The sequence below is a fragment of the Waddlia chondrophila WSU 86-1044 genome, assembly GCF_000092785.1.
Classification (GTDB): domain Bacteria; phylum Chlamydiota; class Chlamydiia; order Chlamydiales; family Waddliaceae; genus Waddlia; species Waddlia chondrophila.
In genome coordinates this window covers 1,153,398-1,170,865 of record NC_014225.1, presented here as the reverse complement: position 1 = coordinate 1,170,865, position 17,468 = coordinate 1,153,398, and the positions used below count along the sequence as shown (strand labels likewise).

Genomic DNA, 17,468 nt, shown 5'->3' with positions numbered 1-17,468 from the left:
ATGTCTATTAAAAAAGCTTGCGCGCTACTTGTGGCAAGCATCGTTATGATTGTCTTTTTTCTCCCTTCGATTTTATCCACGAACTGGGTAAAAGAAAAATTGTTAAGTTCGGTCAATCGAAGCATCAAAGGATCTGTGCAAGTCGAGGCGATCAACTTGTCTTGGTTCGGTCCGCAAATACTTGAAAATGTCCGCCTTTTAGGCTCGGATGAGTCTGTTGTGGCTTCGCTTCGCTCTATCTCTTCAGACACTTCTTTGTTCTCATTGATGTTTCAGCGCTCTTCGCTTGGCGATACGCAAATTAAGGAACTCAATGCAGAGTTAAGCGACTCATTGATGAAATCCTTCGGTTTACCCTTGCGGGTCAAAAGCTCTCATCCCGTCAAACTCTTCGACTCCGATTTTTTCTTTAGTGGTTCGCCTTCCGACCTTAAGCTGACAGCATCAGGAAATACTGCTCATCAAGGGAAACAGGGTTCGTTTTCCTTAAATTGCGACGTTTCAAGCAGCGGAAACACTGTTAAAGCAAATGTCATCGATTTTCCTGTTGAAATCCTCGACGTTTTGGCTGCTGCGAATGATCCTGAACGCTATGGCATGATGAGCGCTCTTCTTGGAGATACATTAAACGTCAAAATAAATGAAACTTCCGAATCAGGAACATCCGATCTTTCCGTTCATCTACAAGCAGATTTGTTTAACATTGTGCTAAATGGGAAACTGACTTCGGAAAGGTTTACTCTATCCTCCCCTGTTAATACTCACCTTGTCATCACTCCCGCTATCATGGAGCAACTGATGAAAGGCAGCAGCTCTCAACTGGTTAAACCGATCAATGTTGACATCGAACTGAAAGATGTTGATATTCCTTTTGACTTTTTCAGGAACGGGCTGAGCCGAGATGCAGCACGCAATGCCTCTTTTGAATTATCTGTAAAAATTCCCCAGGCTGAATGGCAAATGGGAGCGGTTGAGAATATTCAGCTGCTAGCATCCGCGCTGAAAGGACACTCTTCATTTGATGTTAGCGTTTCAGGCAGCTTAAAACAGGAAAATAAACTGTTTCCCTTTGTTATGAAGTCCCTTCATCAAAAACCGCTAACTGAAGAGCTGCTCTTAGCAACAATTGTTCAACCAAAAGAACTCTCTTTTACTCTGAATAATCTCAAAACAAAGACTTTGGACGCCTACTTTGGAACAGGCAATCATTGGCAGCAAATATTTGGAAATGCCATTTCCCTACAAGTGCAATCCAGCGACAGCGATCTGCAGACAATGAAAATGTTATTGCAATCAGAAAAGATCAATGTACCGAATGTTGTGTTGAAAATCGACCAGCCACTAGAGCTTGAGACTCAACGACAGCTCATTTCAGGCAGCATATACAGCGATGCGATCCTTTTCCAAAAACAGAAGAGTTCTTTAGAATCTCTAAAAATCAAGTGGAAATTGGATCCAGCAAAAAAAAGCATTGAGGCTAATTTTACAGGGAAAAGCGCTTTCGCAGGCAGCTATGCAAATGGTTTGATCGAAGGCAGTCTTTTTGTAGATCTTGGAAAGGAAGCGCTGAAGACGACTCTCGAAGGGAAGCGTGTTCCAGCTCCCCTTTTATCGTTGATTACAGGAAGAAAAGAGTGGGAGCCTGTATTTGGCCCTGTGCTTGATCTTAACCTAAAAGCTGACATGAGAGGCCTTACAGGCCCTGTTAAAGCAGAGGTTGATGGTGCAAATGGAAGGTTGGAATTGGATGGGCAGTTGACAAAAGGTGTTGTGACGCTAAATTCGCCTCTTCGTCTTTCAACCCATGCGACCCAAGAACTTGGAAAGGATGTGCTAAGCGACTTTGCGCCGGTTTTTGGAGAATTGATCTCTGCTGAAAGCTCTATCAACTTAACAATCGACCCGGATCGCTTCTCCATGCCTCTTTCGATGAATTTCTCTGAAATGCACTTCAAACGCGCTGTTCTGGATTTGGGAAAGATGACTTTTCGCAATAGGGGCGACGTGCATCGTTTGTTGGATGTTTTAAAAGCAGACAGTATCGATCAAGTGGAAGTTTGGGCGACGCCAATGTACTTGGAAATGGATGCCGGGCTGCTACGCATTTACCGGATGGATATGCTTGTGATGAATCGTTATCCAATTGCAGCGTGGGGACAAATTCATCTTCCCAATGATAAAGTGGACATGGTTTTAGGCATTTCTCCTGTGGCTTTAGCGCAATCTCTGGGAGTTACAGGTTTGCCAAAAGGATATATGCTTCAGATCCCGATTAAAGGCAGCAGCTCAAATACAAAGATTAATTCGGCTAAAGTGATGAGCAGAATTGGAGCTTTGGTCGCACAGAGTAGTGGAGGGCCGGAAGGATTTGTCTTAGGAACCGTTCTCGACCTTGCAAATGGTAAAGAACCAAAAATCCCTCCTCCGACAACAAATCCTTTACCCTGGGGAGATTTGACCGTGGAGATGCCTCAGAAGAAATCTAGCAGTAGCCCTGTCAATGAGATCAAAAACCAGGCAACGAAATTCTTCAAAGGGATCTTTCGATGAATTCAAGATTAGATAAAGCTTTTGAGGTTTATCGGAAGGGAGGCTTTGTCATTGTTCAAGATGACTTTGATCGAGAAAATGAAGGCGATCTAATCATTGCTGCTGAAAAAGTGACGCCGGAAGCAATTGCTTTTATGGTACGTTATACAAGTGGAATCATTTGTGTTTCCTTGAAGGAAGAAAGGCTGAAACAACTCTGTTTGCCCCAAATGGTTCCGGAAAACACAGAGATTTATCAAACAGCTTTCACAATTCCGGTAGATTATTGCCAGGGAACGACAACGGGGGTGTCTGCCGAAGATCGTGCAAAAACGATACGAGCTTTGGTCAATCCCGATTCATGTCCGGAGGATTTTCGTCGCCCCGGTCATGTGTTTCCTCTCAGATATCGCGAAGGGGGTGTTTTAAAAAGGGCAGGTCATACAGAAGCTGCTGTTGACTTGGCAATTTTGACAGGATTGCAGCCTGCAGGTGTGATCTCCGAAATTGTGAACCAGGATGGTTCAATGGCGAAAGACGATCAATTGCAGTTTTTTGCCAAAGAGCATGATCTCCCTTTAATTTCCATTTCAGATATTGTGAGATATCGTCGTGAAAAGGAAAAATTGGTGGAGTGTATTTCTGAAGCGCGGATGCCTACCCGCTTTGGAAGTTTTACGGCATTTGTGTATAAATCTTTGCTAGACAACATTGAGCACCTGGCTTTGGTCAAAGGAGACGTTAAGGGAAAAGACAGTGTGTTAGTCCGTGTCCATTCCGAGTGCCTGACAGGCGATATTTTTGGATCCAAACGGTGTGATTGCGGAAACCAGCTTGATCTAAGCTTACAGCAGATCGATGCAGAAGGATTAGGAGTTTTGATCTATTTGCGTGGGCATGAGGGACGAGGCATTGGCCTTGGGCATAAATTGCGCGCATATGCTCTTCAAGATCAAGGCAGGGATACTGTCGAAGCAAATTTGGAACTTGGTTTTCCGATAGATTCGCGCGAATACGGAGTTGGAGCGCAGATGCTGTCCGATTTAGGGCTGACAACAATCCGCTTAATGACAAATAATCCATCCAAATATGGAGGGTTGGAAGGCTACGATTTGAAAATTGTTGAGCGCGTTCCTTTGCAAGCTGTTTGCAATGATGAAAATAGGCGTTATTTAACGACAAAGAAAGAAAAGCTTGGCCATTTACTGGAGGTTTAGTAATGAAAGAAATCATTGGATCATTTCAAGCACAAGGATTGAGATTTGGAATTGTTGCAGCACATTTTAATGAAATGATCACCCGCAAGCTTTTCGACGGAGCTGTCGAAGCATTGAAGCGTCATGGAGCTGATGTAGCGCTATCTACAGCCGTTTGGGTACCAGGCTCTTTTGAGATTCCTGTTGCGGCGAAAAAACTGGCTGAAAGCGGCCAGTACGATGCGATCATTACTCTTGGAACGATCATTAAAGGATCGACTGCCCATTTTGATTATGTTGCCGCTCAAACAGCCTCAGGCGTCGCAAATGTTTCTCAGATAACAGGTGTTCCTGTGATTTTCGGAATTTTAACAACAGAAACAATCGAACAAGCACTTGAACGCGCCGGCACAAAAATGGGAAATAAAGGGTTTGAAGCTGCGCAGGCGGCCATCGAAATGGCCAATGTCATGCGAGAACTCAAAGCCCCTGTAAAGCAGTATGCGGTTTCTTCTTCCTAATTCTTTTGGATCTTCCTTCTGATCTCGTCGTAGAACCGGTAACGCTCAACAAATGTTTCCGCAATTTCGTTAACGCTTTTAATGATCTGTTCTGCAATCTGATCACTAGGTGAAACGATCAGATTTTGGCTTTCCCAAGTGACTCCTTGCAAGACAGTCTGGTCATCAAGCTTGATACGCTCTAAACTCACTTTCTCAAAAAGACGCCCTTCGCAATAAGCAACGTAGCCCTTCTCTATTGGATAGATCATGATTAATAGATGAAAAAAAGGAAGTGGCGGTTCTCCAGGAACTTCCTCAGCAGTCGGGGTAATCCCTCCTTTTGTGAAAATATCGGCAACCTTCGAACGTATGATCTCTTCTGAAATTGGTATATCGATATTTTTGGGTTTAAAGATTTCTACTAATATATCGATATTGCTGGTCAAATTATACAAATGATCGCTTCCAACCCAAGATCCTCCACGCTGAGCAACAATTCCGGGATTTGGATAAAATTTGCTATTATCCGTCATTTGCGCAAAAATCTGCGAAGCGCACAAGAGCTGAATTGATAAGAAAAAGGATAAAATTTTTCTCATTTGTTAAATCGCCTTATTGTTTAGAGAGTTCAAATGAATTAACGAAAAAGTTAAATTCGCTTGGATCTGCTTGTTCTGAGGGAGAAACACGTGTCAATACATACATTGTTTTTCCAATCATGAAAGTTTTGGCGTTGATATTGACATTGTCATTAGAAATTGCAAAATCCAGCGCAGGGTTTTCGTGATAAATCCCAAACGATTTAAAATCCAATTTGTTGCTTGGATTTGACCGCAGCATATCGTCCATCATGATTCCAAGTAAACGTTCAGCTTCTCGATGATTCGGCATTTTTTCAAAGGTGATCAAGCTAATCATAAAAATGGTACCGTCCAGTCTCTCAGAGACGTACATATCGTAATTTTTGTTTTCTCCTGTTTTAGGATCTTTGATGTTTTCTGTTGCTTGTTGAGGAATAGTGGGCAGCATGACTTTGAATTTTTCCGTAGGAGAATGATACTCTTTCCAGTTCTGAAAATTATATTTTTCTAAATCCACTTTTGCCGGATCGCTATTCTCAAGCGGAAGAATTTTATAGGAGTCTTTCGAAAATTGAAAAGTGAATACAGAAAGAACGATCAAAGCCACAATGACGAAAAGCGCTGCATATTTAATCACTATTGAAACCTTCTTGATATTGTTTACTTATTCTTTTTATAGGCTTTTAAGTCCTAATGACGCAAGATTAATTTAGAATTGCTTCGGTGTTTTGAGAAAGTTCAAGGGTTAGCGTCACCGCATCTGTGATTTCTGACGGTCCGAAAAACTGCACGGGTCCAGGGTAGCGGTAGTCATCTTCATCCTCCCATTGCAAACGTTTCTCCTTAAAATATTGAAAAGGAGCTCCTTGTAAATCGACTAACGCTTTTGCAATCACAGGCTTCAGCTTCCCTTTACGCATTTCCTTATGAATCATCGAGGTAAGCGGGATTCCACAAATCTGCCATTCTTCTATAGGGCGGGATAAATTTTTTACGCAACTCATATATCCTGTAGCATTTGCATCGATTAGCAGTGCTGCGACATGCCCCAATGCGTAACAATACTGGCTGTCGAAGTTGGATGGAAGGCAGGAACGTCCTTCGTATCCGCAAAAATGCGGCTGAGCATTAAAAGAGCCGGTATATTCCCCTTTTTCTTTCCGCCTTTTGAGCTCTTGTTTAACTGCCTCGATGAATAGCCGCTCTGTTTCAATTTTTGAAACTTGCACATTTCCGTGCGGATCGCGATCAAGCATCAGCTGTTCCTGAATCAACCGAGGCAGCGATTTGTAGCATTCCAAAGATTCGGAGCTGATACTGCGCATGGCAAGTTGGATTCTTTCATCTTTGGAGAGCTCACTATCGATCTTTATTTCATTGAGTTCAGCGATTAGCGTTCTGAACTCGGGAATGAATTCGATAAGCCCTTCGGGGATCAGAATTACTCCGTAGTGTTTGCTTAGCTCTGCGCGCCTGCAAATCACATCTGAGAGCCGGTTTGTGATTTGTTGAAATGTTGCTTTTTCTTCGTTGATCTCTTCACCAATCAACGTGTAGTTTGCATGGGTTTGCAGAGCGCACTCCAATGCGATATGAGAAGCGGATCGTCCCATCAACTTAATAAAAAAGTAGTATTTTTTAGCAGAAAGGCTGTCTCTTGCGATATTGCCGATAATCCCAGAATATGTCTTGACTGCTGTGTCAAAGCCGAATGAGAGATCTATATAGGCGTTTTTTAGGTCGCCGTCTATTGTTTTCGGCACGCCGATGACACGGGTTCTTACCCCCTCTTTCATGAAAAATTCCGCTAGCAAGGCTGCATTTGTATTCGAATCGTCTCCTCCGATAATCACGATTCCATCGAGATCGAGCGCCTTAACAGTATGCAGTGTTCCCTGAAATTGTTCGTTGGTTTCAATTTTCGTGCGGCCGGCGCCTATCAGATCAAATCCTCCCTGATTGCGATAAGAGTGCAAAATTTCTTCGGTCAGCTCGATTGTTTGGTTATTGACAATGCCGCTTGGGCCATTGAGAAAACCGAAGAGTTGACTTTTTGAATGGAGCTCTTTTAGGGCGTCAAAGAGGCCTGTGATGACATTATGCCCTCCTGCTGCTTGTCCTCCAGATAAAACTACACCGACTTTAAGCGGAGTCTTTTCATGATCTTGATCAATTGTAAAAGTTAAAGCCGTTTGTCCGATTGTTAGAGGAAAGAAATCTGAGATTTCAGACGCTTTTCCCGGACTGTTTTTAAGATTGACTGTTTTTAATTTTCGAAGATCGTGCAGAATAGCAGGTAATTTTGGAATGTATTCAAGGCGCTTTTCTTCCAGGGCGGTGTGCTCTTTCATGTCGTCATCTCCTTTGAGGATGATTACAGAGTTTTAGCGAACCATTGGCAAGTCATGTTGATCGCATGCACTCTTTCTTCCGGATAGGTAAAATCGTGATCACTGTGTTCAAGTTTGATAAATTCTGTTTGTGCAGGGGCATCTTTTCTTAGGTTCGCGTACTTTTCAGAATGTTCGATTCCTACACGAGGATCTCTTTCGCCATGGATCAATTGCATGGGGATATTTTGCAGCGCTCTGAGCTCTTTTTTTAGATCCATATTAAAGAGTTCCTTATAAAAATGGAGGCTGGGAAGCTGGCCGTTGATGCGCATTAATTCGTGACGGGTCTTCTCATCGATTTGTCCGGTTTCAAGCATCTCCCACTGCTTTTCCCATTGCTCGGCGTCAAAAACAGAAGACCACAACGCAATGCTTTTGACATTGCCGAATTTTTGAGCGGCAAAAATAGAGATCGCTCCACCAAAAGAGCGGCCAAAGATGCCGATGCGGTTTGGATCGATTTTTTCCTGTATTGTTAAAAATTCAAGAGCTTTGACAGCGTCGCTCACTTCCCCTTCCAGAGTCATTTCGCCAAACTCCCCTTCGCTGTCTCCAGATCCACGGAAATCGAAGCGAAAAGAAGCGATCCCTACGCGTGAAAGACATTCGGAAAGGGCAACATACATGCGATGTTTTCCTATGCGGTGTCCCGCTAGTCCGTGGCAAAAAAGCACGGCGGGAGCTTTTGTCTGCGCAAGAGGCTTATGCAGGACTCCAAAAATTTTTATCCCTTGATTTTCGAATTCGACGAGTTCCCGTTCTTCGTATCTTTGCATTTGATCCTTTATTAGCTCCATATACCAAATCTTTTAGCATTCAGGCACGTTTACTGCAAGCCCTCCAAGAGAAGTTTCTTTATAAATCGATTGCATATCCTTGCCTGTTTGCCGCATTGTGTTGATGACCTGATCTAATGAAACGCGATGTTCCCCTTCTCCTTCGAGAGCGAGTAAAGAGGCGTTGATTGCCTTGACAGCACCCATTGTGTTGCGCTCAATACAAGGGATCTGCACTAGTCCCATCACCGGATCGCAAGTTAGCCCCAGGTTATGTTCCATTCCAATTTCAGCTGCATTTTCTATTTGCAAACAGCTTCCTCCCAAAGCGGCAGTCAGCCCGGCAGCTGCCATGGAACAAGCAACTCCCACCTCGCCCATGCATCCCATTTCAGCTGCGGAAATTGAAGCTCCAACTTTATACAAGATACCGATAGCTCCGGCAGTCAGCATAAATTTGACAATGCCTTCATCCGATGCTTCTTCAAGAAAATGCAGGTAGTACTTGAGAACAGCTGGGATAATGCCGGCAGCGCCGTTAGTCGGAGCGGTCACAACTCGTCCACCTGAGGCGTTTTCCTCGTTTACTGCTAATGCCCAAAGGCTTACCCATTGCATTACCTGTGCAGGGTGTACTCTCCCCTCTTTCTTTTGCCTTTCCAGGCTTTTTAGCAAGGAGGCCGCACGGCGATGAACCTTTAATCCTCCCGGAAGAATTCCTTCCTGTCTGCAGCCCCGATCGATGCAGGCTTTCATCACATTCCAAATGTTAAGCACACCGGAAACAACCTCTGACTCGCTTCTCCAGACTTTTTCATTTTCCATAACGATCTCAGCAATCGTTTTTTTCTGCTCTTCGCAGTGGTTGAGAAGCTCTTTTGCTGTGCGATAAGGATAGGGAACGCTATTGTCCTCTTCACCTAAATGACGATCTTCTGCGACTTCTTCATGAGCTAAAATGAATCCGCCGCCAATGGAATAATAGGTCTTTTCCAAGAGTTTTTGGCTGTCTTGATCGAAAAGAGAAATTTTCATGCCGTTTGGATGAAAGGGAAGTTGCTTGTCTTTGTGAAAGGTGAGTTCGTAAGCAACCTTTTTCTCTCCGTTGAAGCGCAAATGCCGTACTTCTTTAATTGCGGAAGTGCGTTTCTCTGTTGTATCCGGATCGATGGTTTCTGGGTGTTCCCCCTCTAATCCAAGTAAAACTGCAAGATCGGTTCCATGTCCTTTACCGGTTAAAGCAAGCGATCCATAGAGGTCAATTTCAATCTTTTCTGCTAATTCTATTAAATCTTTTTCTTGGGCGGTTTGTACAAAACGGTTGGCTGCGCGCATAGGTCCTACAGTGTGGGAACTGGATGGGCCGATGCCGATTGAGAACAATTGGAAGATGCTGATTGCCATTGAATTTCCTCTGAAGAATGTTGCATAATCAAGGTTATCAAAAAAACACAATGAAAAGAATATAAAAGAAGAAGCTTGGGAAAGATAAGTTAGCGGCAACCGGGCTCGAACCGATGACACGCGGATTATGATTCCGCTGCTCTACCAACTGAGCTATGCCGCCTAAAAGGTAAGGCTAAAGATTTTTAGATCTTTAGCCTTAATTATAATAGCGGGGGAAGGATTCGAACCTTCGACCTTTGGGTTATGAGCCCAACGAGCTGACCCCTGCTCCACCCCGCGGTAACAGTTTGTAAGAAGCTCTGACTATACCAAACCTGTAAATTTTAGCACAAGAGCTTTTCCTTTTTTTTAAAATAACTGAAAAAAATAAAAAATAAAATATATAATTATAGCTGATTAAATAGCCCGTATGGAGGAAAAGATGGAACCTAGTACAAATATAGGAGGAATAGATTCGACTAGATTTACTGAAATTCCTAAAGGAGTCGTACAAGATCGAAAAGCAAAATTTGAGCCTGATTCTAAACCTGGGGGCGTTCGTGAAACAATTGGGACCGATGGGGCAAAGGAACGTATATCCAGCGGATGTGAAAGACCTGAAATCCCTCCTCGTTCCAGGAGTTTTTCAAATATAAGAAGCGTAAAGGTCAGCGGTGGCACGGACACGAAGCAAAACTCTGAAAATTTGACAACTCGAGTTCGTTCGGCGTCGTTAAGCGTCTTTCCGAGGCAATGGAAAAAAGGCGTTGTTCCCTCCTCTTCTGATTCGAGAACCGTTTCATCAAAAGATTTCGTTGGACTTGCAGAAACAGGATTGGAGAAAAGTCAACCTGCGTTTGAAGAATTTACCCGTTTAGGAGGCCATGCAAAAATCGAAGAGTTTAAAGGTGAAATTAAGGAGCTTGAAACGAGTCTGGAAAGTGCTAAAAGAAGCATTCGTTCTCAAATGCGCAGCATTTTTCCTGGAGGAAAGTTGAATAAGCTCAATCAACAATTGAAAATTAAACAGGCGGAGCTTGGTCAGTTGGAAAGGTTGCGTGGACAAGCTGATTTTCATGAAAATTGTTTCACTTCAATAAGTGAAGCTCGATTAGAAAAGGGAGAAACGCTTCGCACAGAAACTCCTTCGAAATTTCATGGAGATGCAAAAATTCTTTTGCGAAATCGCGAACAGCTAAGGGAAGCATTGATTGCGCAGATACCTCAATCCGTTGTCGATCTATCAAGAAAGGTTGGCGATGCTCAAACTTTCGATACAGAAGACGAGTATCTGGAATTTAATAACTACGTTATCCATCTGGATATGCATCCTGAAGTAACTTTTGATGAAAAGACTAGAATACTTCACATCCCTGGCGATGATCAGTATGGAGAGCTGAACTTGGAAATGAAATATGCAAAAGTTAAAACATTGGATGATGGACGCCAAATTTTGATAATCGGCGAAGAAATCATGTGCGATCAAGCAAAATTTTCTACTGAAACATTTGGTGGAAAAGTGAGAATGGCAGCTTTTAATGATGGGTGTGGTTGGGAATTTTCGGCTCAAGGTGCAGCTAAAAAAGCGAATGAAACAGCGTTGCAACAGATGGAAAAAGGGATGAAAAAGTTAGTTAAAAACGACATAGTCACTTCCAGAGACATCATTCGTGTCCATGACAAGGCAATGATGGCAGCGCATGAAGCAGTTGTAAGCGATGAAAAACTTGGAAGCACTTGTCCGCAAATCATGACAGTGATCGGCGATGTCGCTCATTTGACTCTTGCTGGAGATAGTAAGTGTTTTGTGATTAGCTCCGATTTGATGGTAAGAGATCCCACGGAAGGGATCCGAGGCGGTACAGATGCTACAGACCCAGGAGGAAGAATTGGAGGTAAATATGGAAAAGGCTATGTGGAGACAGAAGACGGCCTGGATGGACCTGATTTGAGAAACTACTCGCATTGTTTGATTAGATTAAATCCTGGCGATACCGTCGTGATGTGTTCCGATGGGATTGGAGATAATGTTGATCCCAAAGGGATGGGATTCAAACCAGACGATCCTCAATTTGAAGGCATTGATGGAAGTGATTGGGATGATTCTAATCCAGACCATATCGCTGCCAGAAATCAGTTTCAGGCTAAACAAATCAAGAACATTCTTACAGCTTATAAAAAAGAAATAGGGAAAGAACATTTGACGCAACAAGATGTCGCGAAGGCTCTTAATCGACACGCTCAAAAAAATGCTTTAAGAGCTAAGGCGCAATCAGGCCTTGGGAATAGGTATCACAAAGAAGTCGGTAAAGCCGACCATTGCGGAATGTTGGTGTACACCCATCCTTAGATAGGCTCTAGGTTTACTGAAATCTTTGACTGTAAAAATGTCAGGCGTTAAGAGCGTTAATGGTCAGTTTAGTAATTCTTGAGAAAAATATGAACCTATCCGTATATTGCTATTTGTGCAAATTTTTTTTCTTTTCGAGAGATTTTTTCGATCGCTTCGCAAGTAAAGCTTTGCAAGAAGCGATCGGAAAACAGAGCTGAAAAGAAGGGAAAGATGTCAAATTTGAATATGCAGATAGGCTCATGATTTAAAGCATACGATGGGGTGAATTCATCGTCATATAGGAGAAAAAATATGATAGAACCCGGTGTAAACATAGGCGACTCGGCTAAATTCGCTGAGATCTCTAAGTTTGAACAGGATCTCATAGATGAAGAGAACAGTACAAATTCTGAAGATTTGACAACTCGAGTCAGCTCTTCATGGAAAAAAGCGATTCCTTCTTCTCTTCGACCAGTTCCACCGGAAAATTTACTCGGACAATGGAAAAAAGCGATTCCTTCTCCTCTTAAGGGAATTCAAATGGAAGATTCAGCTTCTTCTCCTGAAAAAGTTGATGAAAGTTCGGATGGAATTATTGTTTGCACAGAAATCCCTCCGAAATTTCGCGAGCTTGAGGAAAAAAAGCTTTTAAAATGTCTCGGCCAACTAAGAGAAGCGTTGATTGCACAGATACCGAAGCTCGTTGTCGATCTATCAAAAAAGGTTGGCGATGCTCAAACTTTCGATGTAGAAGATGAGTATCTGGAATTTAATAACTACGTCATCCATCTGGATATGCATCTTGGGGTGACTTTTGATAAAACGACTAAAATCCTTCACATCCCTGGCGATGATCAGTATGGAGAGCTGAACTTGGAAATGAAATATGCAAAAGTTAAAACATTGGATGATGGACGCCAAATTTTGATAATCGGCGAAGAAATCATGTGCGATCAAGCAAAATTTTCTACTGAAACATTTGGTGGAAAAGTGAGAATGGCAGCTTTTAATGATGGGTGTGGTTGGGGACTTTCGGCTCAAGGTGCAGCTAAAAAAGCGAATGAAACAGCGTTGCAAGAGATGGAAAAAGGAATGAAAAAGTTAGTTGAAAACGACATAGTCACTTCCAGAGACATCATTCGTATCCATGACAAGGCAATGATGGCAGCGCATGAAGCAGTTGTAAGCGATGAAAAACTTGGAAGCACTTGTCCGCAAATCATGACAGTGATCGGCGATGTCGCTCATCTGACGCTTGTTGGAGATAGTAAATGTTTTGTGATTAGCTCCGATTTGACGGTAAGAGATCCTACAGAAGGGATCCGAGGCGGTACAGATGCTACAGACCCGGGAGGAAGAATTGGAGGTAAGGGCGGAAAAGGTTATGTGGAGACTGAAGATGGTTTGGATGGACCTGACTTGAGAAACTACTCGCATTGTTTGATTAGATTAAATCCTGGCGATACCGTCGTGATGTGCTCCGATGGAATTGGAGATAATGTTGACCCCAAAGGGATGGGATTCAAACCAGACGATCCTCAATTCGAGGGCATTGATGGAAGTGATTGGGATGATTCTAATCCAGACCATATCGCTGCCAGAAATCAGTTTCAGGCTAAACAAATCAAGAACATTCTTACAGCTTATAAAAAAGAAATAGGGAAAGAACATTTGACGCAACAAGATGTCGCGAAGGCTCTTAACCGACACGCCCAAAGAAACGCTTTAAGAGCTAATGCGCAATCAGGTTTTGGAAATAGGTATCACAAAGAATCTGGAAAACCCGATCATTGCGGAATGTTGGTGTACACCCATCCTGACGACTAGGCAATCTCTACAAGCGTTCTTTCGGTGGCGCCTTGCAAACTGTCTGCAAGATGGATTCCTGCAGCACCCAAAGCCTTTCGTCTCTTAGGCTCCGATAACAAACCTTTGATCTCATCAGACAAATGCTCAGGCTCAACCTGAACACCCGCCCCATACTCCTGAACTAATTCAAGCAATTCCGGCTGGGAATACAGATAGGGACCGAAAAGGACCGGTACCCCGTACCAACACGGCTCGACAATATTATGCCCTCCGACTTTGGGAGTAAAACTTCCGGCAACAATTGCCAAGGTGGCTGCTTGATAGCATTGCAGCAGTACCCCCATCGCATCGACAAGGATGACAGGTGCTTCATGGCTTACTCCCTCACTATAGCGGGAAAACTCCACTCCCCTTTTCTTGAGCAGCTGGGCAACTTCATTAAACCTCTCTGGGTGGCGCGGGACGATCAATATTTTAAGATGTGGATCGTCTTTCCACACCTCAAAGCATGCGTCTAAGATGATTCTTTCTTCAGGGTCATGCGTTGAGCCAGCCACAAGCACATGATCTTCCGGACGGATGCCAAACTTGCTCTTCCATTCAACAAGTTCCTCTTCTGTCAGTTTTGGAAAACTGTTGTCGAACTTAATGTTACCAGTAATGACGATCTTTTCTTCAGGGATACCTAATTTCAAAAAACGCTCTCGATAGTGGTGGCTTTGCACGCAGAACTTATCGATGAGACAAAAGAGTCTCTTTGTAAATTTTGGAAATTTAAGAAGGCGATGCATTGAACGTTCGGAGATTTTCCCATTTACAACGGAAAGGCGGGCGCCTGCATTTTTTGAGGAACTCAAAAAGTTATACCAGTAATCCGTTTCGCATACAATCACTTGATCTGGTCGAACTCTCCTAATGATTGGTCTGATGATCCAACTGAAGTCTAAGGGCAAAAAAACGTGATAATCAGCTTCCGGCAGCTCCTTTTCCCCCTCTGCCAAACCTGTTTCTGTCACGGTGGAAAAAAGGAGGATGGCATCATTATCCGAACGCTTTTTCAGTTCTCTTGCCAGAGCTGCAACCGCTTTTGCTTCTCCCATTGAAACGGCATGTACCCAGATAAGTTTTTTATTTCCCTTCTCGATTTCCGGAAATCCTATTCCTAAACGCTGCTTGAGGCTATTGCGGTATTTCTTATGAAACGCCATCTGATAAAGGAGTTTTGGCAGCGCAATCAAGGAAACTAAACACAAAAGAATGTCATACATAAGGGAAATATTAACGAATTTCTAATAGAAAATCAGTAGATTTTTCATAGGAAATCCATTAGCATTCAATTTTAAATAATTTTTGACGTATATGCGTTTTTTGGTTCTTGCCATCCTTGTTTTTGCACAGCTATTAAATGCTCAAGAAGCGGAAAATGCGTCGACCCCTGATCCATCTCTCTTAACTCCCAAATGGTGGGACGTTTTTGTCGGTGAGAAAGCGATCGTTCAACAGCGATCCGCTGAATTGCTCAATCACCTAAATCCCATCCCGGAGGATCTTTCAGGGCCTCATCAAGAAGAAGCGCGCAACCTGATCGACAGCATTAAGGTGAATCTGCAAGCTTGGATCAATATATTCGATCAACCTCTTCCTCTTTCCAAACCAGCGACGACGTTTAAAGATTTCTATACAATTAGTCAATTTCGGCAACTCTATAGCCGTTTGCAGAAACAGCAGATCGATTTGGAATCGAAGAAAAAAGAGATCTTCGGACTTCAGCAACAATTGAACACAAATCGAGAAAGGCTTGATGCAGCTTGGCAAGGCTACCAGTTTGCTCTGGACAGATCGCAGGAAAAAATTCTTTTTGGTTTAAAAATTTTAAAATTTCGCCCAGCTGTCGAAGTTGGGAAAAAAAAGATTCAGTTGGTAAACCAAGCGATTAAGATCGAAGAACAGCAGATTAAAAATGACAAAGAAGAGATTCAAACGGCTAAAAATCGCCTGATCAGCACACATGCAGATTGGATGAACGCTTTAAATCAACTAGAAATCTTGAAGCGAGTTTGGGATGACAGCAAACAAGAACGACAGCGTCAAGAGATCTTATATGCTGAAGAACATTCTGAGGATCCTAATGAAAAAGATGAAGCAAAGAATAGTCTTTTGACGGTTAACTTAATCAATGCGTTTCTTAAAGAAATGCTCGCGCACTTTAACTATCTCAGAATGGAAATAATCGGTAAATTATCTCAGCTTTTGGAAGATCCTGAGTCGGTTGATATTCATGAACTCGATGTTTCGCTTAAACACTGGAAAACGCAGACAAGGACATTCCAACTCCAGCTTGACGATTGGAAAACCCAAACGGAAAGAATTCTGCAGAGTGCATCACAAGTCCTAACTCTAGAGGAAATCAACTCCCCTATCGGTACAACTCAGCTCAATGAGGTTATCCAAAAAGCCCAAGGCATTTTGCTTGAAATTCAAAAAATAAGAAGCGAGTTCGATGAAACAAATTTTCTTCTTAATACACTAGATGAAAAAAGTATTTTTCTTCGAGGAGAGGGTGAACAGTGGTTTAAAGTCTTCATCGATTTTGTTTCAACATTGTGGCAGAGCGCAAACAGTCAATTGAGCAAAACGCTCTTTTATATCGGCACTCATCCGGTTTCTGTCATCACAATGATTGAATTTGTCATGATTATGGTTGCCACTTGGTGGTTCTCTCGCGTGGTGACTGGAACGATTAATACGTTTTCCAAAAGACGCAAAGGGATCAGAAAAGCGTTAATTTATAGCCTGAACAGGCTGATCCATTATTTTCTTCTAATTATTGGAGGCCTGATTGGACTAAGCTGGATAGGATTTGACTTTTCCAGTTTTATTCTTATTGCAGGAGCTCTCGGTGTCGGTCTCGGGTTTGGCTTGCAGAATATTTTCAACAACTTCATGTCCGGAATTATTATTCTTTTTCAAGGGCATTTAAAAGTTGGCGACTATATTGAATTGGACAGCGGATTAAGAGGGGAAATTCGAGAAATTAACGTGACAAGCACTGTCGTTACGACAAACGATGGAATTGAAGTGATTATTCCAAATTCGGAAATGGTGAGCAATCGCATCGTCAATTGGACTCTGCGTGATCCTTACAGAAGAGTTCATGTTCCATTTTCTGTTCCTTTCGGCTCCGATGTTGACAAGGTGACAAAAATCATCGTTGAGGCAGCAAAAAAAGTGCCAAGCACGTTACAGAGAATCGGTGTTAGAGAGCCGCAGATATTTCTTGTACAATTAGGCGATAACGGCATTCAGATGGAGCTTGTCGTTTGGGTAGACGAGAAATGGACCCGCAGAAACAGAAACACGCAATCCCAATACTTGTTCGCAATTGAGAAAGCGCTTAGAGAAAATGGGATCAACATTCCTCTTCCCCAAAGAGATATTCATCTGCGAACTACTGCACTTGATAAGTAAGCACTCTCCAGTTTCCATCGCTTTCTTGCACAAGAGTGACGAGTTCATGCGCATTCTCTTTTTTCTGAAATTGCGTTTTGAAAAACACGACCATGTATTCTCCTAAAGGAAGCCCTTTAGGGTTGGCAGCCGGCCTTTGCTCTAACGGTTCTCGAGAGATGACAGATCCCAGCGGTTCTCTAATGGCTTTCATTAACTGATTCCAGTGCTGTTCAGAAATGGTCAGTTTGAATGTTAGAGAACCTGTCTGCCAGCTTTTGGAATAATCTTCTTTATCTACAAGCTCCAACCATTGCTTTGCAGCATCTAAACTTGGTTGATTGACAGCTTCGAACGCAGACAGTTGAAAAACAGCAATAAGAAAGCAGAACATTGCGGCGCATTTAGTCTTCATGAGAAAAAACTCCTTTTTTCCATTATTAACTGGCATAGAGGATTAACTTCAAGTCTTGCCTTAAATTCGGTATAGACTTAAGTTTATTCTTTTTAATTGAA

Annotated in this window: 13 protein-coding genes and 2 tRNA genes; 6 read left to right on the top strand and 9 right to left on the bottom strand. The window is 42.7% G+C overall.

The window, feature by feature from the left end:
- Genes WCW_RS05260 through ribH form a run of 3 tightly spaced genes read left to right on the top strand, consistent with a single transcriptional unit; the run spans window position 1 to window position 4,246 of the window.
- Entirely contained in the window at window positions 1–2,550 is a 2,550-nt protein-coding gene (locus tag WCW_RS05260; protein ID WP_013182157.1) for an AsmA family protein, read from the top strand.
- Entirely contained in the window at window positions 2,547–3,746 is a 1,200-nt protein-coding gene (locus WCW_RS05255; protein WP_013182156.1) for a bifunctional 3,4-dihydroxy-2-butanone-4-phosphate synthase/GTP cyclohydrolase II, read from the top strand. Before WCW_RS05260 ends, WCW_RS05255 begins: the two co-directional genes overlap by 4 nt.
- Window positions 3,747–3,748: 2 nt before the next feature.
- The gene (gene ribH / locus WCW_RS05250) at window positions 3,749–4,246 is read left to right on the top strand and encodes a 6,7-dimethyl-8-ribityllumazine synthase (protein ID WP_013182155.1); all 498 of its coding nucleotides are present in this window, start codon (window positions 3,749–3,751) and stop codon (window positions 4,244–4,246) included.
- Here ribH and WCW_RS05245 read toward each other — a convergent pair.
- The 7 genes from WCW_RS05245 to WCW_RS05215 all read right to left on the bottom strand — a co-directional run bounded on the left by WCW_RS05245 (window position 4,243) and on the right by WCW_RS05215 (window position 9,664).
- A complete protein-coding gene (locus WCW_RS05245; RefSeq protein ID WP_013182154.1) occupies window positions 4,243–4,827 on the bottom strand; it encodes a hypothetical protein in 585 nt (194 codons plus the stop codon). The two genes, ribH and WCW_RS05245, sit on opposite strands and share 4 nt — an antisense overlap.
- Window positions 4,828–4,840: 13 nt before the next feature.
- Entirely contained in the window at window positions 4,841–5,446 is a 606-nt protein-coding gene (locus WCW_RS05240; RefSeq protein WP_013182153.1) for a hypothetical protein, read from the bottom strand.
- Between the two features lie 67 nt (window positions 5,447–5,513).
- Window positions 5,514–7,160, bottom strand: a complete 1,647-nt coding sequence (locus WCW_RS05235) for a diphosphate--fructose-6-phosphate 1-phosphotransferase (protein WP_013182152.1) — start codon at window positions 7,158–7,160, stop codon at window positions 5,514–5,516.
- A gap of 23 nt (window positions 7,161–7,183) precedes the next feature.
- Window positions 7,184–7,978 carry an alpha/beta hydrolase family protein gene (locus tag WCW_RS05230; RefSeq protein WP_013182151.1) on the bottom strand — a complete coding sequence of 265 codons (795 nt, stop codon included), beginning with the start codon at window positions 7,976–7,978 and terminating at the stop codon, window positions 7,184–7,186.
- A gap of 33 nt (window positions 7,979–8,011) precedes the next feature.
- Window positions 8,012–9,382 carry an L-serine ammonia-lyase gene (locus WCW_RS05225; protein ID WP_013182150.1) on the bottom strand — a complete coding sequence of 457 codons (1,371 nt, stop codon included), beginning with the start codon at window positions 9,380–9,382 and terminating at the stop codon, window positions 8,012–8,014.
- A 90-nt stretch (window positions 9,383–9,472) separates the two neighbouring features.
- Window positions 9,473–9,545 (bottom strand) — tRNA-Met (locus WCW_RS05220).
- Window positions 9,546–9,591: 46 nt separating this feature from the next.
- Window positions 9,592–9,664 (bottom strand) — tRNA-Met (locus tag WCW_RS05215).
- Window positions 9,665–9,806: 142 nt separating this feature from the next.
- On the opposite strand from WCW_RS05215, the gene WCW_RS05210 reads away from it, so the two are divergent.
- Together WCW_RS05210 and WCW_RS05205 are read left to right on the top strand one after the other, a co-directional pair.
- Entirely contained in the window at window positions 9,807–11,714 is a 1,908-nt protein-coding gene (locus tag WCW_RS05210; RefSeq protein ID WP_013182149.1) for a PP2C family serine/threonine-protein phosphatase, read from the top strand.
- Between the two features lie 294 nt (window positions 11,715–12,008).
- Window positions 12,009–13,523: a hypothetical protein gene (locus tag WCW_RS05205; RefSeq protein ID WP_013182148.1), complete on the top strand. Its 1,515-nt coding sequence runs from the start codon at window positions 12,009–12,011 to the stop codon at window positions 13,521–13,523.
- Here the strand turns inward: WCW_RS05205 and WCW_RS05200 are convergent.
- Window positions 13,520–14,773 (bottom strand): 3-deoxy-D-manno-octulosonic acid transferase, encoded by a 1,254-nt coding sequence (locus WCW_RS05200; RefSeq protein WP_013182147.1) that lies wholly within the window; start codon window positions 14,771–14,773, stop codon window positions 13,520–13,522. The two genes, WCW_RS05205 and WCW_RS05200, sit on opposite strands and share 4 nt — an antisense overlap.
- Before the next feature lie 91 nt (window positions 14,774–14,864).
- On the opposite strand from WCW_RS05200, the gene WCW_RS09730 reads away from it, so the two are divergent.
- On the top strand, window positions 14,865–16,973 hold the full coding sequence (locus tag WCW_RS09730; protein WP_013182146.1) for a mechanosensitive ion channel domain-containing protein: 2,109 nt from the start codon (window positions 14,865–14,867) through the stop codon (window positions 16,971–16,973).
- On the opposite strand, the gene WCW_RS05190 is transcribed toward WCW_RS09730, so the two are convergent.
- Complete coding sequence (locus WCW_RS05190) at window positions 16,954–17,367, bottom strand: DUF4019 domain-containing protein (RefSeq protein ID WP_013182145.1); 414 nt, start codon at window positions 17,365–17,367, stop codon at window positions 16,954–16,956. The genes WCW_RS09730 and WCW_RS05190 overlap by 20 nt on opposite strands.
- Between the last annotated feature and the right edge of the window lie 101 nt (window positions 17,368–17,468).